The following is a 22578-nucleotide window of genomic DNA, read 5'->3' as shown; positions in this document are numbered from 1 at the left end:
ACCGCCCATGGCATTCTGGCTCGCCCGTTCCCCCCGGGCGCAGGAAACCACCTTCATGCAGCGCTTCGATCCGCGCTTCTGGACGGTCAATTTCCCGCGCCCTGCGATGGCCTCGGTGATCACCACAGCGCCCGATGCGCTCAAGGTCGATCTCGAACTCTACACCGCGGGCGCGCTCGTGGGGCTGATCTGGGAGAGCGTCGATACGCTCGATCACCCGCTGCTCGCCTATGCCACGGACCGCGACTATCGCTACACGACGCTGAGTTTCCACTGGCAATCGACCGGCGTGATCGCGCTCGACCAGCCCAACGGACCGACGCTGACGATCGAGGGGCGCGATGCGGCTGGGGCGCCGCGGGTCTGGTATGTCCGGCTGTGGAACTATGCCGTGGGCACGCCCACCGACGCGCAGATCACACTGCCCTTCTCCACCCTCCAGAGCGGCTATGGCCTCCCCGGCGAGCCGATCTTCGCGGGCGACATCGATCGCATGTTCATCTCGCTGGTCGCGCCCGGCTTCGTCGCGGGGAGCGCCACGGTGCTCCCGGTGCGGTTCAACGGGTCGGTGACCATGTCGGACATCCGCGCCGACGGTTCGCGGGCGATGATCGAGCTCGGCGACGTGCTCGTGCCGCCGCACGGCGAGCGCATGGCGACCGCCTATGACGATGCCTACAACCAGACCCCCGCCCGCCTGCTGCGCGCGGCGACCGGGCTCGGCTATCGCGGGGACATCGTCCACTATGTCGGGATGAGCCACTTCATGCGGGTGGTGCGGCAGGCGGACAGCTCGCTGAAGGCCGATGCCACCGGCGCGCTGTGCACCCCGGCATCGGCGTGGCACGGCAATTACTTCGCGGCGGCCAAGGCGGCCGGGTTCGAGGTGATCGCCTCGCTCTCCTACGAGCTGTTCGACAGCTATTGCCACGAGGCCTGGAAACAGCGCACTGCCAGCGGCGCGCCGGCGCTGACCGGTTGGGTGCCGCCCTCGTGCCTGCTCACCCCTGCCCTCACGGCGGTGCGGACATGGCTCGCCGGTGCTGCGGGGGCGTTTGTCGCGCTGCTCAAGGCCGCCGGGCAGCCCGTGCGCTTCCAGATCGGCGAGCCGTGGTGGTGGGTGACGGCGAACCGCGAGATCTGCATCTACGATGCCGCCGCCAAGACCGCGCTCGGCGGCAATCCGATCGTGATCCCGGACATGGCGGCGCCGCTCGGCAGCGCCGAGAGATCCCTGCTCAACGGGGCGGGCATCGTGCTCGCGCAGTCGACCGCGGCGCTGACCACCGCAGTGCGCAACGCGGCCCAGGGCCCGTCGGAAGTGCTGCTGCTCGCCTTCACCCCGACGATCCTCGCGGCGAACATGCCCGAACTATACCGCGCCAACATGCCGACCGGATGGGCCTACCCCGCCTTCGACCGCCTGCAGATCGAGGATTACGATTGGCTCACCTCGGGCGCGGACGCCCAGCGGCGCGCGGCGTACGCCTTCGTCAACACGCGGCTCGGCTATCCGCTGGCGGCGCAGGACTACCTCGCGGGCTTTGTGCTCGACCCCGCCAATGCCAAGACATTCTGGACGCGCATCGACGCCGGGCTCGACGAGGCCGCCACCCGCGGCATCGCGCGCCGCTATGTCTGGGCGCTGCCGCAGGTCAACCGCGACGGCTACACCCGCCTCGCCCCTCCCCCGGAGCCAGCCATGGACCCCTTCGACGACGTGCTCTACCCCTTCGCGCTCGGCCGCAGCGCCTCGGTCGCGCCCGAGTTCTCGACCTCGATCGCGGTGACCGCGTCGGGGCACGAGCGGCGCAATTCGCTGTGGTCGGACGCAAGGCTGCATTTCGATGTCGGCCCGGGCATCCGGTCGGAGGCCGAGCTGGCCGATCTCATCGCCTTCTTCCGCGCCCGCCGCGGGCCCGCACGCGGCTTCCGGCTGATGGACCCCTTCGACAACAGCTCCAACGGCATGGCCGGCACCCCAACGCGGCTCGACCAGCTGCTCGGGTTGGGTGACGGCGTGCGCGCGGATTTCCAGCTGGTGAAGCTCTATGGCGGCGGCACCGAACCGCAGGTGCGCGCGATCACCCGCCCCCGCGCCGATACCTTGCTGGTGAGCGTCGGCGGCGTCGCCACCACCGCCTTCACGCTCGGCGAGAAGGGCATGCTGCGCCTCGCCACCGCCCCCGCTGCCGGCGCCGAGGTACGCGCGGGCTTCCGCTTCGACGTGCCCGTGCGCTTTGCCGAAGACCGGCTCGACGTCTCGGCGGTGAATTTTTCCGCCGGGGAGGCGCCCTCGGTGCCGCTGATCGAGATCCGGGAGACCGCCTGATGCCGCGCGTGTTCTTCGACCGCGAGCTCGATACCGTGGCGACCTTCTGGCGCATCTACCGCCGCGACGGCAGCGCGCTCGCCTTCACCAGCCACGACCGCGACCTCACCTTCGGCGGCATGCGCCACCTCGCCGCGCCGGGCATGATCCCCGCCGCAATCCGCCTCACCGCCGAACTCGCCAATGACAGCGCCGAGGTGCAGGGCGCGCTCAACCACGATTCGATCCGCGAGAGCGAGCTGGCCGCCGGGTTGTTCGACGACGCGGCGATCGAGATCGGGGCGGTCGACTGGACGAGCCTCGAGCACCACACGCTCTACACCGGCCAGATCGGCCGGATCGAGGACGACGAGGTGCAGTTCTCCGCCGAGCTGCGCTCGAACAAGAGCCTGCTCGAACAGGACCTCGTGCCGCGCACCTCGCCCACGTGCCGGGCCGTGTTCTGCGGGCCGGGCTGCGGGCTTTCGGCGGCGCGCTTCACCGCGCAGCAGGTGCTCGCGGAGGTCGATCTCGAGGGCAACCGCGTGCGTTTTGCCGGGATCGACGGCGAGGCCCATGTCGACGGGCGGCTGCGCTTCATGGCGGGGCCGCAGACCGGCGTTGCCTTCGGGATCATCGATGCCGTCGGCGAGTGGCTGGTGCTCGACCGCCCGCTGGTCGCAGGCACGGTGCCCGGGACCCGGGCGGAGCTGCGCGAGGGCTGCGACCACACCATCGCCACCTGCTCGGGCCGTTTCGCCAATGCTGCCAATTTCCGTGGCGAGCCGTTCCTGCCGGGTAACGACCTGCTCGCGCGCTACGGCCAGCCATGAGCGTGCGCGAGGAGGCGGTCGCCGAGGCCGCACTCGGTCTTGTCGGCTGCCGGTTCCGGCTGCACGGGCGCGACCCCGCAACCGGGCTCGACTGCATCGGGCTGGTCCATGCCGCGCTGGCAGCAGCCGGATGCGCGCCCGTGGCACCGCGCGGCTATGCTTTGCGCAACATCGCGGTCGATGGCTGGCTCCCCGCCGCCGCACAATCGGGCCTTGTCGCGGCGCACGGCCCGATCCGCGAGAGCGACATCCTGCTGATCTCGCTCGGATTTGCGCAGCACCATCTGGTGATCGCGCTCGACGCCGAGCAGGTCGTCCACGCCCATGCGGGCCTGCGGCGGGTCGTCCGCCAGCCGCGCGATCCCGCCTGGCAGATCGAGGCCGCCTGGCGCCTCGCCTCCTCTTGCGAAAGCTGATCCCATGGCGACCTTGCTCCTAACCACCCTCGGCACCGCGATCGGCGGCCCGCTTGGCGGCGCGATCGGCGGGCTGATCGGCAACCAGATCGACGCGCGCGTCTTCGGCCCCAAGGGGCGCGAGGGGCCGCGGCTCAAGGACCTGACCATCAGCACCTCGAGCTACGGCCAGCCGATCCCGCGCCAGTTCGGGCGGATGCGGGTCGCGGGGAGCGTGATCTGGTCGACCGATCTCATCGAGAGCAAGCAGAAGCAGAAGGGCCGCAAGGGCCAGCCTTCGACCACCGTATATTCCTATTCCGCCTCCTTCGCGATCGCGCTGTCGAGCACGCCGGTCGACCGGCTCGGACGGATCTGGGCCGATGGCAACCTTCTGCGGGGCGCGCAGGAGGATCTGAAGGTCGGCGGGACCATGCGCTTCTATCGCGGGTTCGGCGACGATCCGGTCGACCCGCTGATCGCGGCCGCCAAGGGCCCGCTCGCGCCCGCTTTCCGCGACTGCGCCTATGTCGTGTTCGAGAACCTCGAGCTGGGCGACTACGGCAACCGCATTCCGGCGATGAGCTTCGAGATCTTCGCCGACGGCGGCGACGAGACGGTTTCGCTCGCCCGGCTGGTGCCGGCCGCGGTGCTCCCGCCTTCCGAACCCCCGCTGGCGCAGACGCGCGGCTTTGCCGACGAGGGCGGCGCGCTCGCCTCGACGCTGGCGGCGATCGATCAGGTCATCCCGCTGGTCTGCGCTTCGGGTCACGAGGGTCTCACCCTTGCCACCCGCGCTCTGCCCGAAGGCGAGGTGATGACGCTCCCTCCCCAGCTCGCCCGCGATGACCGCGAGCGTGACGAGAACCGCGTCCGGCAGCGTGCAGGCGTGCCCGCGCGCACCCCTGCGGCGCTGCGCTATTACGACGAGGAGCGCGACTACCAGACCGGCGTGCAGCGCGCGAGCGGCACCCGGGAGGCGGGGCGCGAGCTGATGATCGATCTGCCCGCCACGCTCACCGCCGGCGGCGCGCGCCAGCTCGCCAACGACAGCGCAAACCGCGCGCGCTGGCAGCACGAGACCGTCACCTGGCGGATCGGCGAGCTCGACCCGCGGCTGACCCCCGGCAGCATCGTGCGGCAGCCGGATGCGCCCGGATATTGGCTGCTGCGCAGCTGGGAATGGCTGGACCGCGGCATCGCGCTCGAGCTGGAACGGCTCGCGCCGTCCGGCGGCGCCCCGCGCGCGAGCGACCCGGGCCAGAACCTTCCCCCGACCGACCTGCCGATCCCCGCCACCACCCTCGCCGCCTTCGAGGTTCCGCCCGAGGCCGGTGCCAATCCCGCCCAGCCGCTGATCTTCGCCGCCGCTTCGGCCACCAACAGCGCGTGGCGCGGGGCGGCGCTCTATGCCGTGCAGGGCACCGCGCTGGTCGATCTCGGCAAAACCGGCAGCCAGCGGGCGGTGACCGGGGTGCTCGAAGCGCCGCTTGGACCGTCGCCCGCTCTGCTGTTCGAGCCCGGTGCCGAGGCCATCGTGGCGCTGGTCGCGGCGGATCTCGACCTAGCCGAAACCGATCGCGACGGGCTTACGGCGGGCGCGAACCGGATGCTGATCGGGGGCGAGCTCGTGCAGTTCCTGCACGCCGCGCCGCTGGGCGCCGGGCGCTGGAAGCTCGCCGGGCTGCTGCGCGGACGCGGCGGCACCGAGCCGGCCGCAGCGATCGGCCACGGCGCAGGAGCCCCAGCGATCCTGATCGACGACAGCTTCGTGCCGCTCGATCCGGTGCTGGTGCCGCCGCTCGCGACCTCGCGGGTCGCGGCGCTGTCGACCGGGGATACCGCCCCGGTGATCGCCCCGCTCGCCAATGCCGGCCTCTCGCGCCGCCCGCTGTGCCCGGTGCACCCGCGCGTGGACAGCGCTGCCGATGGCACCAGGACCTACCGCTGGACCCGCCGCGCGCGCGGCCAGTATCGCTGGGAAGACAGCGTCGAGGTCCCGCTGGTCGAGGAGCGCGAGGCCTATCTCGCCGGCTTTGGCCCGGTCGATGCGCCCCATGCCGTCTGGCAGGTCGACACGCCCGCGCTCGCGCTCACCGCCGCCGAACGCGCCGCCCTGACCGCCGCGCACGGGCCCGGCCCGCTGTGGGCCCGGCAGGTCGGCACCTTCGACCGCTCCCCGGCGCTGCTGCTCGCCAACCTCACCTGACCACCCGGAGGCCCCGATGTCCGATCCGATCGCTTTTCCCAGTTCGACCCCCGCGTTGGGCCTGCCGCTGCTGTTTGCCGGGCAGGCGCAGAAGGAGTTCTTCGTCAACGAGGCGCTGTGCGTGCTCGACGCGCTCCATGCTCGCGCGGTCATCGCCTCGCAGCCCTCCCCGCCCGCAAGCCCTCCCGAAGGCGCGTGCTACCGGGTGACGGCGACCGCAACCGGAGCATGGGCGGGGCAGGAGGGCCGGCTTGCGGTGCTTGTCGGGGGCGCCTGGCATTTCATCGCGCCGGCCGAGGGCATGGTGGTGTTCGACCGTGCGGCTGCCCGGATGGTCATTTACCGGTCGCAATGGGAGCCCGCGGTTGTCGTCGCCGCAGCATCGGGCGGCACGGTCATCGACGTTCAGGCAAGGGCCACGCTGACCGCCCTGATCGCCGCGCTCAAGACCATGGGTGTGCTCGCTGCGCCCCCCGCCTGAGGCGCGCGAATGGCGGATTACCGTGGCTTTTGAAGTTACATTTTTATCCACAAGGCCTTTTCAGCGACATTCTTGCAACACCATGAGGGCATTGACTGCTTGCCTCGCGCGGGGGGAAAAGATAGAGACACCCGGTGCCTCAAGTTTAACGCAAAGGGGAATTTCGGAAATGCGCAAACTCGTCATTGGAATGGCGATGGCTTCGACCGCGCTGACCACGCCCGCCATGGCCCGCGACGGCCAGTGGTATATCCAGGGTGATGGCGGCGTCATGATCGTCGAGGACCAGTCGATCGAGGTCAATGGTGTCGAGGAGAATGCCTCGGCCAACTATGACACCGGCTACGATTTCGGCGGGCTTGTCGGCTATGACTTCGGCGGCTTCCGTCTCGAAGCCGAAGCCAGCTATCGTGCGGCCGATCTCGCGGACGTGACCGCTGGCAGCCAGGGCCTCGTGCTCAACCCCGCCGCGAACGCGCCGGGCGGTTTCAGCACCTTCACCGGCACGCGCGACGCGCTGGGCGAAGTCAACGCGCTGAGCTTCATGCTCAACGGCCTCGTCGATTTCGGCGATGACGACGGCGTGCAGGGCTTCGTCGGTGGCGGTGTGGGTGTGGCCCGCATCGACATGGACGGCCGCGTGAATGCCAACGGCCCGGGCGTCTGGAACGATTCGGACACCGGCTTCGCCTGGCAGCTGCTCGCGGGCATCCGCGCCCCGATCAACGATTCGTGGGACGTCGGCCTGAAGTATCGCTTCTTCAACGCGCCCGACATCAACCTCGTCGATCCGCTCGGCCGCAGCCTGAACACCGAACTGGCCTCGCACTCGCTGCTCGGCTCGATCACCTACAACTTCGGTGGCGAAGAGCCGCCGGTGGTTGCGCCGGTTGCGGTGACCCCGCCCCCGCCGCCCCCGCCGCCGCCCCCGCCGCCTCCGCCGCCCCCGCCGCCGCCGCCCAAGGTTGCGTGCAACACGGGCCCGTACATCGTGTTCTTCGACTTCGATAAGTCGGACATCACGTCGGAAGCCGCCGGCATCCTCAACAGCGCCGTCACCGCCTATGCCAACTGCGGCACGGCGAGCGTGATGCTGGCCGGTCACACCGACCGCGCGGGCAGCACCAAGTACAACGAAGGCTTGGCCGATCGTCGCAACAAGGCGGTCACCGCCTACCTGACCGGCCGCGGCATCCCCGCCGGCCGCATCACCGGCCAGTCGTTCGGCGAAACCAAGCCGCGCGTCCCGACCGCCGACGGTGTGCGCGAAGCGCAGAACCGCCGCGTGGAAGTGACCTACGGCCCGGGCTCGGGCATGTAAGTCCAAGTTCGAACGGAACACGAAGAGGGGCCGGAGCGATCCGGCCCCTTTTTTGTTGCCCTGCGCCCGGCACAGCGGCCAGCACACCCGACAAGCGCGGCTGCTCGCGCTACCCGGTGGGGCCTGCCTCCTCAGCCCGGCAAATTCCCTCTCGCCTCCCGCAAACCAAAGCGCGCGCCGCAGCCGGGCCTATGCCCGAGCTGTGGCGCGCGCTTTCGCATGTCTGGAGAAGATTGGTCTGAGACCTCGGCCGGACCGGAACGCGGGATTGACCCTACCTAACCCGAGCGCTCCCTACGCCCCGCCCGCCGCCGCAGCGGCGCGTTCGGCGATTGTCGCCTCGGCCTTGGGCAGCGATCGGTAGGCGTAGATCAGCAGCGCCAGCGAGATCGGCGCCACCCCGATCAGCGACAGCACCCCGACCCGCAGGCTCCCGCTCGCCTCCGAGATCGCGCCCACCATGTAGGGCCCGAGCCCCAGCCCGACCAGCGTCGTCGCGAGGAAGAATGAGGCCGTCGCAGTCCCGCGCATCCGCGGCAGGACGAGGTCCTGCGTCGTCGCCGCCGCCGCGCCCAGCGCTGTCGCCGCGAACATCCCCGCAAGGAAGTTCATCGCATAGAACAGCAGTGCGCTCTCGGTGGTGAAGCCCACCCAGATCGGCACCACCGGCGCGAGAATCCCGAACATCACCACCAGAATCCGCCCCGAGGGATTGCGCCCCCGCAGCCAGTCCGACAGCCGCCCGCCGAGGATCACCCCGAGAAAGCCCGACAGCGCCCCACTCCCGCCGAGCACGAAAGCGAGCTCGGCCTTGGGCAGCTTCAGCACCGTCTCGGCATAGGGCGCCGCCCAGAACGCCAGCGCATAGGCGCCGAGCGAGACCAGCCCGTAACCCAGCGCGGTGCAGATGAAGGCGGGCGTCCCCCAGATCAGCCGGAAGGTCGCCGGATCGTGGCGCCTGAGGGTCGAGGCCCAGGAGAACACCGCGTAATAGCCGAAGGCGATCGCCGACCACTGCGGCACGTTCTTCGTCAGCTTGATCATCAGCAGGGCAAAGCCGATCATCGCCGCAGCCATCACCACGTTGACCAGCGCCGCCATCGGCCCGCGCCGCAGCGCGTGGAGCAGGGTGAAGGGCGGCAGCAGCATCGACAGGTCGACGAAGAAATCCGCGAGCGGATGGCGCGTGCCGCTCGCAGCGTCGGGCTGGCGCGCGGGCTCGCGCAGCGAGGCGACCCAGCCCGCGAGCAGCACGCCGGGCACGCCCACGGCGAGAAACGCCGCCTGCCAGCCGACCAGCCCCAGGAACCCGCCACCGGGATAGGCCGCGTCCCACACCTGCGAAATCTTCGCCCCGATCAGCAGCGAAACTCCGCCCCCGAGATACAGCCCCGAGGAATAGATCGCGAGCGCGGTCGCCCGCTGGCGCGAGGGGAAATAGTCCGAGATCAGCGAATAGGCGGTCGGGCTCGCGGTCGCCTCGCCCACGCCCACGCCCATGCGCGCGAGCGACAGGCTGAGGTAATTCCGCGCAAAGCCCGACGCTGCGGTCATCGTCGACCACAGCAACAGGCCGATCGTCAGCAGCCGCACCCGGTGCCAGCGATCCGCCAACCGGCCGAGCGGCACCCCGAACAGCGCGTAGAACACCGCGAAGGCCGCGCCGCCCAGAAAGCCCAGCTGGCCGTCGGTCAGCGCAAGGTCGCGCTTGATGTCGACCGCGAGGATCGAGAGGATCTGCCGGTCGATGAAGTTGAGGATGTAGACCACAACCAGCACCCCCAGCACATACCAGCTGTAGGCCGACGCGGGCGCCTCGCTGCTGACGGGCGCCGCCGTGGTGTCCTCGCTCAAGTTCGATCCCTTCCCGTATCCCTGCTCACAACCGGCGCGCGGCCGGTCAGGCGTTATAGCGGGTGCTATCGACAATCCCCGCCTCGGCAAAACCCTTTTTCCGCAAACGGCACGAATCGCACAGCCCGCAGGCCAGCCCGTCGGGTGTCGGGTCGTAGCACGACCAGCTCCACGCCGGATCGAGCCCGAGGCGCGCGCATTCGCGGGCGATGTCGGCCTTGGTCATGTGCTGGAGCGGCGCGTGGATCGTGAAGGGCGCGCCCTCCACCCCCGCCTTGGTGCCCAAGCGCGCGGTCTCGGCGAAGCTGGCAATGAATTCGGGGCGGCAATCGGGATAGCCCGAATAGTCGAGCGCGTTGACCCCGATGAACACGTCGCGCGCCCCCGCCGCCTCGGCGCAGGCCGTCGTCAGCGCGAGGAACACGAGGTTGCGCGCGGGCACATAGGTGACCGGAATGTCGTCGCCGACCCCGCCCTTGGGCACGGCGATGCTGTCGGTCAGCGCCGATCCGCCGAACGCGCGCAGATCGAGCGCGATCGGGGTGTGGCGCGCCAGCCCCAGCTTCTGCGCGATGCGCGCCGCCGATTGCAGTTCGAGCTTGTGGCGTTGGCCGTAGTCGACGCTCAGCGCATGGACCGCAAAGCCCGCCTCCTGCGCGAGCGCGGCGGTCACCATCGAATCGAGCCCGCCCGAAAGCAGCACCACGGCGAGCGGCTGGGATTGTGCCGGATCAGTCATGCGCGCCGCCCTATCACGGCGCTGCGCAAAGGCAATCGCGGGGCGTCAGCACGTTCCCGTGCGGCGCGCCTCGGCGGTCAGCTGGAAGGGCATCTTGCCCTCGATCCCCTGGCTTTCGAGCTGCACCAGACCGGGCGTCTCGCGGCGGATGCTGGTGCGGCCATAGCCGTTGCCGGGGCAGGTATACTGCACCGTCACCCGCGCCGCGCCGTCCTCGACCACGAACTGGCTGCACCCGTTTTCGCGGTGCATCAGCTGGATCAGCTCGGCGCCGGAGCGCACGCAGATCTTGCGATCGGGCGCGCCGCCGCGCTGGCGGATGGTCCATTCGCCCTTGGTGAGCGAGCCGAGCATGGCGAGCCCGTTGCCCTGCGCCAGCACCGGCACGGCATAGCCCAGCACCGCGCCAGCCGCGGCGAGCGCCAGCACCGCCGTCCGCTTCCTGCTGTCATTCCCCTTGTTCATGCACCCCTCTTGCCAGCTTTGCGCCGCGACGCCTTGCAAATTTTGGACGCAATTCTTCGCATATCGCGATGTTTTCGACCAAGCGTCAGATCGCCAGCGCGAACGTCTTGGAACAGAACGCGCAGTCGACCGCGATGATCCCGTCGGGGCCGCGCATCTCCTCCTGTTCTTCCACCGGGAAGCGGGCGATGATCGTCTCGTAATGCGCCGCGGTGCAGCGGCACCCGCGCGAGAGGGCATCGCCCGGCTGGACGCGCACCTCGGGCTCCTCGTGGAACAGCCGCCACGCAATCCCCTCCAGCGAGAGCGCGGGATCGAGCAGTTCGTCATGGCTGATCGTCCCCGCCAGCACCGCGACATGCTCCCAATCGGGGTGGTCGAGCCGCACGTGAAGCCGCTCGCGCCCTTCCTCGCCATCGGGCAGGTGCTGTACCAGCAGCCCCGCCGCCATGCGCCCGGTCGAGCCTGCGCGGCTGGCGACGCGGATCAGGGTCGGGATTTGCTCGGACTGGCTGAAGTAGCTCTCGCACGCCTCGGCAAGGCTGTCGCCTTCGAGCGGGACGATCCCCTGATAGCGCTGACGGCCTTCGGTCTCGAAGGTGATCGCAAGGTAGCCCTCGCCGAACAGCGCCGCGAGGCTCGGGTTCGCACCGAGGGTCGCCAGCCGCTCGCCGTCGAAATCGGCATAGCCGCGCACCGCGCCTGCGCGATAGTCGCACACCAGCAGCTTGACGATCCCGCCCTGGGTCTGCGCCTGGAGGGTCATCTGCGCGTTCTCGCCCTTGAGCAGCCCGCCCATCAGCGCGCCCAGCACCAGCGCCTCGCCCAGCAGATGCGTGATCGGGGCGGGGTAATCATGGGCGGAGAGCACTTCCTCGAGCACGCCTTCGAGCCGCACCACCCGCCCGCGCGCGTTGCGCGAGGGCAGGGTGAAGCCCATCAGGGTGTCGGAGAAGGTCTCGGTTGCGGAGGTCGTGTCGGTCATGCGCCGCCATATGGGGACGCATGGCGCGCGGCGAAACCCCCCGTCAGTGCCCGAGCATCCCGAAGGCCCACAGCAGCACCGATTTCTGCGCGTGGATGCGGTTCTCCGCCTCGTCGAACACCACCGATTGCGGGCCTTCGAACACCTCTTCGCTGACTTCCTCGCCCACGTGCGCAGGCAGGCAGTGGAGGAAGACCGCATCGGGCTTGGCCAGCGCCATCAGGTCGGGATTGACCTGATAGGGCGCCATCGCGGCGAGCTTGGCCTCGGCATGGGCCTGACCCATCGAGATCCAGGTGTCGGTGACGATCACGTCCGCCCCGCGCGCCGCCGCTGCCGCGTCATGCGTCAGCGTGACCGTCGCCCCGCCCGCGCGGGCGAGGTCGACGAAGGCCGGATCGGGCTCGTAACCCGCAGGCGTCGCCACGCGGACATTGAACTTCATCAGCCCGGCCGCCTCGAGGATCGAGTGCAGCACATTGTTGCCGTCCCCGAACCACGCCACTTCCAGCCCCGAAAGCGCCTTGCCGTGCTCGATCACCGTCAGCAGATCGGCGAGGATCTGGCAGGGGTGCGACATGTCGGTGAGGCCGTTGATGACCGGCACGCTCGCGTGCGCAGCCATCTCCTCGATCTTGGCGTGATCGTCGGTGCGCAGCATGATGCCGTCGACCATGCGGTTCAGCACCCGCGCGGTGTCGGCAATGGTCTCGCCGCGCCCGAGCTGGCTCGAGGCCGAATCGAGCAGCAGCACCGTGCCGCCCAGCTGGCGCATCGCGATGTCGAAGCTGACGCGGGTGCGGGTCGAGTTCTTCTCGAACACCAGCGCCAGCACGCGGCCCGCAAGCGGCGCGTCGGCATCGGGCGCGCCCTTGGGCAGGCCGGCGCGTGCGGCCTTGCGGTCGATCGCGTCGTTGATCATGGCGGCGATCGCGTCACCCCCGGCATCGCCGAGATCGAGGAAGTGCTTCATGCCGCTTCAGGCACCTTGAAGCTCGCCGCACCGGCCGACAGCTTGTCGAAGAATTCGTCGATCTCGGCATCGCCGATCACCAGCGGCGGGATGATGCGGATGGTGTTGTCGCCCGCGGCCACGGTCAGCAGCTGGTGGTTGTCGCGCAGGTGGACGTAGAAGGGGCGGCTCTCCATCTTCATCTTGATGCCGAGCATCAGGCCCTTGCCGCGCACCAGTTCGAACAGCTCGGGGTAGTTGCCGATGAACTGTTCGAGCCGCGCGCGCAGCCGCTCGCCCTTCTCGGCGACCGATGCGAGGAATTCGTCATTCGCCACGGCTTCCATCACCGCCGTCCCCGCCGCCATCGCGAGCGGGTTGCCGCCATAGGTCGAACCGTGGGTGCCGAAGGTCATGCCGCGCGCGGCCTTTTCGGTGGCGATGCACGCGCCGAGCGGGAAGCCGCCGCCGATGCCCTTGGCGGTGGCGAGGATGTCAGGCTCGATCCCGTAATGCTCGTAGGCATAGAGCTTGCCGGTGCGCGCGACGCCGCACTGCACTTCGTCGAGCACCAGCATCAGGTCATGCTCGTCGGCGAGCTTGCGCAGGCCCTGCATGAACTCCATCGAGGCCGGACGAATCCCGCCCTCGCCCTGGATCGGCTCGACGAGGAAGCCCGCGGTGTTCGGCCCGATCAGCGCCTTGGCCGCTTCCAGATCGTCGAAGGGCGCATACTTGAACCCGGCGAGCAGCGGCGAGAAGCCGTGGTGCATCTTCTCCTGGTTCGAGGCCGAGATGGTCGCCATCGTGCGCCCGTGGAAGGCGTTGTGGAAGGTGATCAGCTCGAAGCGATTCTTGTCGCCCCCTTCCCCGTTCTGGTGATAGGCGCGCGCGGTCTTGATCGCGGCTTCGACCGCTTCGGCGCCCGAATTGGTGAAGAACACCGTGTCGCCGAAGGTCTTGTTGACCAGCCACTGCGCCAGCTTCTCCCCCTGCGGGCTGCCGTACAGGTTCGAGACGTGCATCAGCGTCGCGGCCTGCTGCTGGATCGCGCCGATCAGCCCCTCGTGCGAATGGCCGAGCAGGTTGACCGCGATGCCGCTGGCGAAATCGAGGTAGCGGGTGCCGTCCTCGCCGATCAGATGGCAGTGCTCGCCGCGCACCGGCCGGACACCGCAACGCGGATAGACGGGCATGAGCGGGGTGATGGACATAAGCAGCTTCCTGAAATTGAAAATCGTGGGGGTCTGAAACGCAAATGGCGGCCCTGAACCAGAGCCGCCATCTGCATTCCGTTTAATCTTCCGCTTCCCCATCGTCAAACCGCGGGGAGCGGTCCGGGCCGGGTCAGCCTTCGATCGGTGCCAGATTGACGGCGGAGTACTTTCCGCGTCGATCGACCTCGAGATCGAATTCGTAGCGTTCGCCCTCGTTGATGCCCGAAAGGCCCGAGCGTTCGACCGCGCTGATGTGGACGAAGGCGTCCGGCTGGCCGTCATCGCGCACGAGGAAGCCGAAGCCCTTCATCGCGTTGAAGAACTTGACCGTGCCCTTGGCGCGCTCACCGGTCAGCTCGCGCTGCGGCGCGGCGGGCTTGGCCGCCACGGCGATCACGTCACCCACGACCTGGAGATCCTGCGCCGACACCTTGCCGCCGCGATCCACGAGGTTGTACTGGAGCTCCTGCCCCTCGGCGAGGCCTTCGAGGCCGGCACGCTCGACCGCAGAGATGTGGACGAACACGTCCTCACCGCCGCCATCCTGCTGGATGAAGCCGAAACCCTTCTGGGCGTTGAAGAACTTCACGGTGCCCTTGCCGGTGCCGACGATCTGGGCGGGCATGCGGCTGAAACCGCCGCCACCACCGCCGCCGCCGCCCGGACCACGCGGGCCGCCACCGAAGCCGCCGCCACCGCCGCGCGGGGCACCGCCGCCGCCGCCGAAGCGATCACCGCCGCCGCCGCCAAACCGGTCACCGCCGCCCCCGAAGCGATCTCCACCGCCTCCGAACCGGTCGCCGCCGAAATCGCGGGGCGGGAAACCGTCATTCCCGCCGCCAAACGGATCGAAGCCATCTTCGCCGAAACCGTCGCGCTTGTCGCGGCCGCGCCGGCGTCCCCTATCGTAACCCATAGATCAGTACGTACCTTGCCACACTGCCCGTCCTCCAAAGCGCCGATGTCGTGAGCAGTGAGCCGCACCGGACACAGTCGCGCCGATCTTGTGGTCCGGCAGCGCACGTGGCTTCAGGTATAGCGCACAAAAGCCTGCTTTGCGAATGAAATAACCGTGGCGCTCGGGGTCTTGTAACTCTGCGCCAAGCGTGCGCTTGTGCGGGCCTGCGGGTTTGGGCATGAATGCGGCCCAAGGGTCATCGGCAAAGCAGGACGACAGCATGAGCGATTTTCGCCGCCTCAACGAAAATGTGTTGGTGAGCCCGCAGCTTGCGCTCGAAGATATCGCCGCCGCAGCCGCGCTCGGCGTCACCACCATCGTCAACAACCGCCCCGACGGCGAGGAGCCCTCGGCCCCGCAGGGCGACGCGATCGAGGCGGCGGCGACGGCCGCGGGGCTCAACTATGTCGCCATTCCCATCGGCCATTCGGGCTTTTCCGAGCCGCAGGTCGACGCGATGATCGCCGCGCTGGAGCAGGCCGAGGGGCCGATTCTCGCCTATTGCCGATCGGGCACGCGCTCCACGCTTTTGTGGGCGCTGGCGAGCGCGAAGCAGGGCGGCGATCCCGACACCATCGCCCGCACCGCGGCGCAGGCGGGCTATGACGTGAGCCCGATTCGCAGCCTGATCGACATGCTCAGCCAGCGCTGAGGCGCAAGCGACATGGCCCTGCTGACCCAGACCGCCGTCTCGCTGGTCGCGATTCTCGCGCTTGCCGGATTGGCGTGGTGGCTGAAGCTCGGCGGCGCGCCGCGGCTCGACAGCGCCGAGGCGGTCGCGCGCGCGGCGGGCGAGGTCGAGGACGGGTTCGCGCCGGTCGCCACATCATTCGATGCCGAAGGAGCGAGCGCTCTCGCGCGGGACGGCGCGGGGCGGATCATGGTGATCAAGCGCCACGGCAACCGCTTCGCCGGACGCGTGCTCGGCCCCGGTGCCGGCGCGCGGCCCGAGGTTCAGCCGGGCGAGTTCAACCTCGTCGTCGATCCGGGCGAGCCGCGCTTCGGCAAGGTGTTCCTGACCCTCCCCGACGCGGAGGCTTGGGCGGATGCGATCAATCGGGTAAGCGGGGCGCAGGATGCCTGACTTCAACCCCACCCAATATGCCGTGCCGCTGTTCGTGGTGGCGGTGCTGGCCGAGATGATCTGGGCGAAGTTCCGCGCGCCCGAGGCTTACGAGCCCAAGGATACCCTCGTCAGCCTCGCCTTCGGGCTGGGATCGACCGTGGCCGGGGCCTTGCTGGGCGGCTTCGCGCTCACCGTGTTCATCAAGACCTACGAATACCGCATCTTCGATTTCGGGCCCGAGTGGTGGGCCGTGTGGTGGGCCTGGCCGGTCTGCTTCGTGCTTGACGACCTCAAATATTACTGGGTCCACCGCGCCGGGCACCGCATCCGCTGGATGTGGGCGAGCCATGTGAACCACCATTCGAGCCAGCACTACAACCTCTCCACCGCCCTCAGGCAGACATGGACGGGGATGTTCACCTTCGGCTTCCTCTTCGCGGTGCCGCTGGTGCTGCTCGGCTTCCACCCGGCGATGATCGCGATCTGCGGCGGGTTCAACCTGATCTACCAGTTCTGGATCCACACCGAGGCGATCCACCGGATGCCGCGCTGGTTCGAGGCGGTGATGAACACGCCCAGCCACCACCGTGTCCACCATGCGACCAACCCGCGCTATCTCGACACCAATTACGCGGGCGTCTTCATCATCTGGGACAGGATGTTCGGAACCTTCACGCCCGAGGTCGATGAAGAGACAATCCGCTACGGGATCGTCAAGCAGCTGGGCAGCTTCAACCTCTTGTGGTCGGTGTTCCACGAGTGGATCGGGATGCTGACCGACATCTGGCGCGCGCCGTGGCAGCACAAGCTTTCCTACCTCCTGCGCGAGCCCGGCTGGAGCCATGACGGCAGCCGCGAGACCAGCGACATGATCCGCGCGAGATGGCAGGCGCGGGTCGGCACTGTTGCACCACTCGCAACTTCAGTAGCTGATCGAAACCCGATTGCGGGCGGCGCGGAAGCTGCTTAAGTCTCTTCCGCAAAGGGAGAGATCATGGAAAGTTTCGACTACATCGTCATCGGCGGTGGCAGCGCGGGCAGCGCGGTTGCGGGGCGGCTCGCGGTGGACGGCACGCGCCGGGTGTGCCTGCTCGAGGCGGGCGGGCGCAACGACAACGTCTTCATCAAGACGCCGGGCTTCATGCCCTTCATCCCCGAAAAGTCGAACTACAAATACGAGACCGTGCCGCAGAAGGGTCTCAATGGCCGCACCGGCTACCAGCCGCGCGGACGGGGTCTGGGCGGGTCGAGCGCGATCAACGCGATGGTCTATATCCGCGGCAACCGCTGGGATTACGACAACTGGGCGGCGATGGGCGCGACCGGCTGGGGCTATGACGACGTGCTCCCCTACTTCAAGCGCGCCGAAGCCAACGAGCGCGGGGACGACGACTTTCACGGCGCGGGCGGGCCCCTGTTCGTCGAGGACCAGAAGAGCGCCAACCCCGCCTCCCACGCCTTCGTCGACGCGGCTGCGGCATTGCAGCTGCGCACCAACCCCGATTTCAACGGCGAGCGGCAGGAGGGCTTCGGCCTCTATCAGGTCACCCAGCGCAAGGGCGAACGCTGGTCGGCGGCGCGCGCTTACGTGGAGCCGATCCGCGATTCGGGCAATTTCGCGGTGCGCACCGACACGCTGGTCGAGAAACTGGTGATCGAGGCCGGGCGCGTCACGGGCGTGCAGATCCGGCGCGGCGGCAAGTCCGAGACGCTGCTGGCGCGGCGCGGCGTGGTGCTGAGCGCGGGGGCGTTCAACTCGCCCCAGATCCTGATGCTCTCCGGCATCGGCCCGGCCGACCACCTGAAGGCCCACGGGATCGACGTGGTGCTCGACCGGCCTGCGGTGGGCGGCAATCTCCAGGACCACATCGACTATGTCTCCGGCTGGGAGACCGAAAGTGACCTGCTGATCGGCGGGACGCTCAAGGGCACGCTGCGGATGGCGGCGGCGATGGTCGAGCACCGGCTGAAGCGCACGGGCGTGATGACCACCTGCTATGCCGAGGCGGGCGGGTTCTGGACCGTCATGCCCGACAGCCCCGCCCCCGACGTGCAGTGGCACTTCGTCCCTGCCGTGCTCGAGGATCACGGGCGCGAGAAGGTGAAGGCGCACGGCTTCTCGCTCCACGCCTGCGTGCTGCGGCCCGAGAGCCGCGGAACGGTGCGCCTCGGCAGCGCCGATGCGGCCGCCGCGCCGGTGATCGACCCCAACTTCCTCGATGACGAACGCGACATGGCGGTGATGCGCGCCGGCGTGCGCCTGTCGCACCGCATCGCCGAGGCTCCGCCGATGCAGGCCTTCGGTCCAAGAGACCGCCACCCCGTCGACCTCCATGACGATGCCGCTCTGGATGCGCTGATCCGCGCGCGGGCGGACACGGTCTACCACCCCGTCGGCACCTGCCGCATGGGGAGCGATGCGCATGCGGTGGTCGATCCCAGCCTCAAGCTCAACGGGCTCGAGGGCCTGTGGGTGGCGGATGCCAGCGTGATGCCCAAGATCGTCAGCGGCAACACCAACGCGCCGAGCATCATGATCGGCGAAAGGTGTGCTGATTTTGTGATGGCGGCGGAGAGAGCGTGAAAATGTTGTCCACTTTTGGAGAACCCGTATTGCTCAACGGGGCCAATTAATGGATCATTGAAAAGAGGGGGCGACGTCGCGCATCCAGACGTATGAATAGTCTGTAGGCCTGCAAGCGTAGCGACGTGCCCCCCGATCCATCTAGGTTTGGACCCCGCTAGACCACTAGAGGATTAATCACCCTCCGACTCCCGTCAACGGCAGATTAAGCACGGAGTTACCATGACGTAGGTGTTTCAGCCCTGCGTCAAACCTGCGACGCATGGAGCAAGCTTGAGTCGCGGGCTCTGCAAGCCCCAAATTGAATCTGTGAAGAAAAATATGGGGAGTGAGTCATTCGACACCCGCCGTGAATGTTTTGTACGGCTCATGACCTCTTTGCTTCACAGCACTTCTGAAGATTTGCGCCGCAATTAAACAAAAAAGGGCCGGAGGGCTTATCGCCACTCCGGCCTTATTCAGTCTGTTCGTTCGCAGGAGGAACGAGGTGAGGCGGGGGGAGGGGAGAGGGAGAGAGAGGTCCTCCCCCCGCCAAGCTTGGTGGGTGGGCGCCTAGTTGTAGGCGCGCTCCCCGTGTTCGGTGATGTCGAGGCCGTTGGTCTCGGCTTCGGCGTCGGGGCGCAGCCCGATGGTGTACTTGAGGGCGAGGAACAGCACCGCCGAGACGATCCCGGTCCAGGCGACGGTCACGCCGACCGCGTAGATCTGGGTGGTCACCTGGCCGACGAGGTCGAACTCGCCCGCCTTGGCCACCGGAGCGGTGTAGTCGATCCAGCCCTGGCCGCCGAGCGCGGGGTCGGCGACGATGCCGGTCCCGATCGCGCCGATGATCCCGCCGACAGCGTGGATGCCGAAGACATCGAGGCTGTCGTCATAGTTGAGCTTGTTCTTCACCGTGGTGACGAAGAAGTAGCAGACCACCGAAGCCACAGCGCCGAGGATGATCGCGGTGCCGGGGTGGGCAAAGCCCGCCGCCGGGGTGATTGCCACGAGGCCGGCCACCACACCCGAGACACCGCCGAGCAACGAGGGCTTCTTGTGGGTGATCTGCTCGATGATCGCCCAGGTCGCACCCGCCGCAGCGGTCGCCACGAAGGTGTTGACGAAGGCCAGCGCGGCGAAGGCGTTGGATTCGAGCGCCGAGCCGGCGTTGAACCCGAACCAGCCGATCCACAGCAGGCTGGCGCCGATCATGGTCATCACCAGGCTGTGCGGGGGCATGGGCTCCTTCTTGTAGCCGATGCGCGGGCCGATCACGAGGCAGCCGACGAGACCGGCGATGCCTGCATTGATGTGCACCACGGTGCCGCCGGCGAAGTCGAGCGCACCCCAGCCCCACAGCAGGCCGTAGTCGGTCGGCGCGGCGTGGAGGAAGTCCGGGCCGGCCCAGTACCACACCATGTGCGCGATCGGGAAATAGGCGAGCGTCATCCACGCGACCACGAAGATGATCAGCGGGGTGAACTTCACGCGCTCGGCAAAGGCGCCGACGATCAGCGCGGGCGTGATGCAGGCGAAGGTCATCTGGAACATCACGAAGACCAGCTCGGGGAGGTAAACCCCGTTCGAGAAGGTCGCCGCAAGGCTGGTGACGGTGACGCCCTTGAGGAAGGCCTTGTCGAGCCCGCCGACGAACAGCGGATCGACCAGGCTGTTGGTCGAGGTGAAGGCCATCGAGTAGCCCCAGCCGAACCACACCAGCGCGGCGACGCAGACGATGGTGAGCACCTGCATCAGCACCGAAAGCATGTTCTTGGCGCGCACCAGGCCGCCGTAGAACAGCGCGAGTGCGGGAACGCTCATCATCAGGACCAGCGCGGTCGAGACCATCATCCAGGCGACATCGCCCTTGTTGACCATGTCGGCGGTGGGCACGAACGGCGTGGGTGCCGCCGCGGGCGCGGCCATGGCCGGCGCGGCGAGCAGCGCCGCCCCGGTCGCTGCCATCGCCAGATTGGAGAGAATGCGCTTCATTGCTTTGGGTCCCCTTACAGCGCGGTTTCGCCGGACTCGCCGGTGCGGATGCGGGTGGCGGACGAAAGATCCAGCACGAAGATCTTGCCGTCGCCGATCGCGCCCGTGTTGGCGGTCTGCTGGATGGTTTCGACCACTTGCGCCGCGATCTCGTCGCTGGCAGCGATCTCGAGCTTCACCTTGGGAAGCATGTTGGTGGAGTATTCGGCGCCGCGGTAGATTTCGGTCTGACCCTTCTGGCGTCCGAAGCCCTTGACTTCGGTCACGGTCATCCCGGCGATGCCGATGCCGCTCAAAGCCTCGCGCACGGTGTCGAGCTTGAACGGTTTGATGATGGCGATGATGAACTTCATCTGTGGCCCCTGTTGCACCGGATTTTTTCCGGCCGACGGAGTCACAGCAACAAGCGTGCCAAGATTGTGTAACGCGGTTGACGCAAAGGAATCAGCACGTTTTTTCGCACCTGCGGGATAATACCTGCCTAAATTACGGGCACGTGATTAACACTTAGGCAATTTTTGCGGTCAGCTGCGCGTCATTCCCCCGCGATGTAGCGGTCGGTCGCGCGGGTCGGCAGGCCGTCGATGCTGCGGGTGCGCGCCGCCATCTTGGCCTCCCACTGGGCGGGGTCGGACTGGCGGTGGGCTTTCTTGAGCGTCTCGCGCTCGCCCTCCAGCGTCATGAAGGGCACGCCCCAGCCGCAGGAGGACTGCACGCTCTCGACCGCGATATCGAAGATCTGGCGCGTGCCGGGCATCAGGGTGAACTGTGCCGCGAGCGCCTCCCACTCGGCGTCCTGCGGCAACACCGCCCGCCCGCGTCCGTAGATGCGCAGGATCAGCGCGGGTTGCTGGAAGTTGCAGAACATCACCGTGATGCGCCCGTCTGCGGCCAGATGCGCGTGGGTCTCGTTGCCCGATCCGCCGAGATCGAGATAAGCCACCCGCGTCGGCGAGAGCACGCGAAAGGCGTCATAGCCCTTGGGGCTGAGGTTGATCCGCCCCTCGCCCGCCGCCGTCGCCACGAAGAACACCGGCTGCGCGGCGATCATGGCGATGTGCTTTTCGGTGAGCGCCTCGGTGAAATCGGCCATGCGCGGACCCTCCTTGCGGCGTTCTAGCCTGCAAAAGCGGGCTTTCCTACAGCCATGGTGCCGGGGTAGATTGCCGGCGGCTCTTTCGCATCGTCGTTGCCACGCAGGGAGGTCTGAAGCCCCACTCGGGCAGGTGAACGCCGCGCACAATGTCAACTTCGGTTTCCGCGCGCAAGGCACAGAAACAAGAGCGAAATTCTTGTAGGATTGCGAAGTTTACAGTGTCAACTTTGTAAACTTCGCCGGTGGCCCGTCCGGCTTACAGAAACTCGCGCAAGGTCTTGATAAAGCGGTCGAACTGGTCGTGGTGGAGCCAGTGGCCGGCCTTTTCGAACTCGATCACGCTGGCGGTCTTGAAGTGGGCAATCCGCCCGTCCTTCTCCGGGTTGGAGGCCCAGCTGTCCGCGCCGTAGAGCAGCAGCGTCGGGCAAGTGATCGCGCCCCACAGCTGTTCGATGAATTCATCGCCGATATCCTCGACCGGCCAGACATTGAGGTGCGGGTCGAACTTCCAGCTGTAGGTTCCGTCCTCGTTGCGGTTGACCCCGTGGACGGTCAAATGCCGCGCCTGTTCCTCGGTGAGGTAGGCGTTCTCCTCGATCATGCGGGCGAAGGCCGCCTCGATGCTCTCGTATTTGCGCGGGGTGCGGCCGGCGGCCTTGCGCTTCTTTTCGATCCACTCGGCGAGGCGCTCGGGATAGGGCTGGGCGCGCTGCTTGGCGCGCCACTCCGGCGAGGGGCCGAGGCCCTCGATCGCGACCAGCTTGGTGACCATATCGGGGAAGGCGCCCGCATAGCGCAGCGCGACGTTCCCGCCCATCGAATGCGCCACCATCCGCACCGGGCCAACGCCCAGTTGGTGAATCAGCTGGGCGAGGTCATAGACCATGTCGCCGGCCGAATAGACCCCGTCCGAGACCCAGTCGCTATCGCCATGCCCGCGGTGGTCCATGGCGATGACATGGTAGTCCTCGCGCAGCGCCTCGGCGGTCCAGTCCCATGAGCGCGCATGGTCGCGGCCCCCGTGGACCAGCACCAGCGGCGGCTTCCCGCGCCCGCCCCAGTCGAGGTAGTTGAGCTTGAGGCGCTGCGAGATGAAGCTTTGCGAGGTCGGAACGGTGTCGAGCATGGGCCTTGCCAT

The 22578-nt window shown here is 68.0% G+C and carries 21 protein-coding genes; 10 read left to right on the top strand and 11 right to left on the bottom strand.

The window, feature by feature from the left end:
• The first annotated feature begins 7 nt into the window (after positions 1-7).
• The 6 genes from PFX90_RS11430 (at position 8) to PFX90_RS11405 (ending at position 7550) form a co-directional block, all read left to right on the top strand.
• Complete coding sequence (locus PFX90_RS11430; RefSeq protein ID WP_285712577.1) at positions 8-2332, top strand: DUF2460 domain-containing protein; 2325 nt, start codon at positions 8-10, stop codon at positions 2330-2332.
• On the top strand, positions 2332-3144 hold the full coding sequence (locus PFX90_RS11425; RefSeq protein ID WP_285712576.1) for a DUF2163 domain-containing protein: 813 nt from the start codon (positions 2332-2334) through the stop codon (positions 3142-3144). Before PFX90_RS11430 ends, PFX90_RS11425 begins: the two co-directional genes overlap by 1 nt.
• The gene (locus tag PFX90_RS11420) at positions 3141-3560 is read left to right on the top strand and encodes an NlpC/P60 family protein (RefSeq protein ID WP_285712575.1); all 420 of its coding nucleotides are present in this window, start codon (positions 3141-3143) and stop codon (positions 3558-3560) included. Before PFX90_RS11425 ends, PFX90_RS11420 begins: the two co-directional genes overlap by 4 nt.
• 4 nt (positions 3561-3564) lie before the next feature.
• Positions 3565-5748, top strand: a complete 2184-nt coding sequence (locus tag PFX90_RS11415; protein ID WP_285712574.1) for a phage tail protein — start codon at positions 3565-3567, stop codon at positions 5746-5748.
• Between the two features lie 16 nt (positions 5749-5764).
• Complete coding sequence (locus PFX90_RS11410; RefSeq protein ID WP_285712573.1) at positions 5765-6229, top strand: DUF2793 domain-containing protein; 465 nt, start codon at positions 5765-5767, stop codon at positions 6227-6229.
• Positions 6230-6398: 169 nt separating this feature from the next.
• On the top strand, positions 6399-7550 hold the full coding sequence (locus PFX90_RS11405; RefSeq protein WP_285712572.1) for an OmpA family protein: 1152 nt from the start codon (positions 6399-6401) through the stop codon (positions 7548-7550).
• 294 nt (positions 7551-7844) lie between these two features.
• Here PFX90_RS11405 and PFX90_RS11400 read toward each other — a convergent pair whose 3' ends face one another.
• The 7 genes from PFX90_RS11400 to PFX90_RS11370 all read right to left on the bottom strand — a co-directional run bounded on the left by PFX90_RS11400 (position 7845) and on the right by PFX90_RS11370 (position 14678).
• Complete coding sequence (locus tag PFX90_RS11400; RefSeq protein ID WP_285712571.1) at positions 7845-9404, bottom strand: spinster family MFS transporter; 1560 nt, start codon at positions 9402-9404, stop codon at positions 7845-7847.
• Between the two features lie 46 nt (positions 9405-9450).
• The gene (gene queC / locus PFX90_RS11395; RefSeq protein ID WP_285712570.1) at positions 9451-10143 is read right to left on the bottom strand and encodes a 7-cyano-7-deazaguanine synthase QueC; all 693 of its coding nucleotides are present in this window, start codon (positions 10141-10143) and stop codon (positions 9451-9453) included.
• A gap of 45 nt (positions 10144-10188) precedes the next feature.
• A complete protein-coding gene (locus PFX90_RS11390) occupies positions 10189-10608 on the bottom strand; it encodes a DUF3617 domain-containing protein (RefSeq protein ID WP_285712569.1) in 420 nt (139 codons plus the stop codon).
• Between the two features lie 85 nt (positions 10609-10693).
• Positions 10694-11593: an Hsp33 family molecular chaperone HslO gene (hslO, locus tag PFX90_RS11385; RefSeq protein ID WP_285712568.1), complete on the bottom strand. Its 900-nt coding sequence runs from the start codon at positions 11591-11593 to the stop codon at positions 10694-10696.
• Positions 11594-11636: 43 nt separating this feature from the next.
• Positions 11637-12566, bottom strand: coding sequence for an ornithine carbamoyltransferase (argF, locus tag PFX90_RS11380; protein WP_285712566.1), 930 nt, complete (start codon positions 12564-12566; stop codon positions 11637-11639).
• Complete coding sequence (locus tag PFX90_RS11375; RefSeq protein WP_285712565.1) at positions 12563-13759, bottom strand: aspartate aminotransferase family protein; 1197 nt, start codon at positions 13757-13759, stop codon at positions 12563-12565. Before PFX90_RS11375 ends, argF begins: the two co-directional genes overlap by 4 nt.
• Before the next feature lie 133 nt (positions 13760-13892).
• Positions 13893-14678: a cold-shock protein gene (locus PFX90_RS11370; RefSeq protein WP_285712564.1), complete on the bottom strand. Its 786-nt coding sequence runs from the start codon at positions 14676-14678 to the stop codon at positions 13893-13895.
• A 262-nt stretch (positions 14679-14940) separates the two neighbouring features.
• On the opposite strand from PFX90_RS11370, the gene PFX90_RS11365 reads away from it, so the two are divergent.
• The 4 genes from PFX90_RS11365 to PFX90_RS11350 are packed head-to-tail and all read left to right on the top strand — an operon-like array spanning position 14941 to position 18370.
• Positions 14941-15372 (top strand): protein tyrosine phosphatase family protein, encoded by a 432-nt coding sequence (locus PFX90_RS11365; RefSeq protein WP_285712561.1) that lies wholly within the window; start codon positions 14941-14943, stop codon positions 15370-15372.
• Between the two features lie 12 nt (positions 15373-15384).
• Entirely contained in the window at positions 15385-15804 is a 420-nt protein-coding gene (locus PFX90_RS11360) for a hypothetical protein (RefSeq protein WP_285712560.1), read from the top strand.
• Positions 15797-16756: a sterol desaturase family protein gene (locus PFX90_RS11355; protein ID WP_285712559.1), complete on the top strand. Its 960-nt coding sequence runs from the start codon at positions 15797-15799 to the stop codon at positions 16754-16756. Before PFX90_RS11360 ends, PFX90_RS11355 begins: the two co-directional genes overlap by 8 nt.
• Before the next feature lie 24 nt (positions 16757-16780).
• Positions 16781-18370 carry a GMC family oxidoreductase gene (locus PFX90_RS11350; RefSeq protein WP_285712558.1) on the top strand — a complete coding sequence of 530 codons (1590 nt, stop codon included), beginning with the start codon at positions 16781-16783 and terminating at the stop codon, positions 18368-18370.
• Positions 18371-18922: 552 nt separating this feature from the next.
• Here the strand turns inward: PFX90_RS11350 and PFX90_RS11345 are convergent.
• From PFX90_RS11345 to PFX90_RS11330, 4 genes are all read right to left on the bottom strand, one after another.
• Positions 18923-20344 (bottom strand): ammonium transporter, encoded by a 1422-nt coding sequence (locus tag PFX90_RS11345; RefSeq protein ID WP_285712556.1) that lies wholly within the window; start codon positions 20342-20344, stop codon positions 18923-18925.
• A 14-nt stretch (positions 20345-20358) separates the two neighbouring features.
• Positions 20359-20697 (bottom strand): P-II family nitrogen regulator, encoded by a 339-nt coding sequence (locus PFX90_RS11340; RefSeq protein ID WP_017664998.1) that lies wholly within the window; start codon positions 20695-20697, stop codon positions 20359-20361.
• Between the two features lie 182 nt (positions 20698-20879).
• Positions 20880-21437: a pyridoxamine 5'-phosphate oxidase family protein gene (locus tag PFX90_RS11335; RefSeq protein WP_285712555.1), complete on the bottom strand. Its 558-nt coding sequence runs from the start codon at positions 21435-21437 to the stop codon at positions 20880-20882.
• 259 nt (positions 21438-21696) lie between these two features.
• Positions 21697-22566, bottom strand: coding sequence for an alpha/beta fold hydrolase (locus PFX90_RS11330; RefSeq protein ID WP_285712554.1), 870 nt, complete (start codon positions 22564-22566; stop codon positions 21697-21699).
• Between the last annotated feature and the right edge of the window lie 12 nt (positions 22567-22578).

Origin of the sequence: Erythrobacter oryzae (assembly GCF_030271515.1) — a bacterium.
Lineage (GTDB): Bacteria > Pseudomonadota > Alphaproteobacteria > Sphingomonadales > Sphingomonadaceae > Erythrobacter > Erythrobacter oryzae.
Note: the sequence above shows the minus strand (reverse complement) of the source record. Positions and strands in the feature narration are given on the sequence as shown.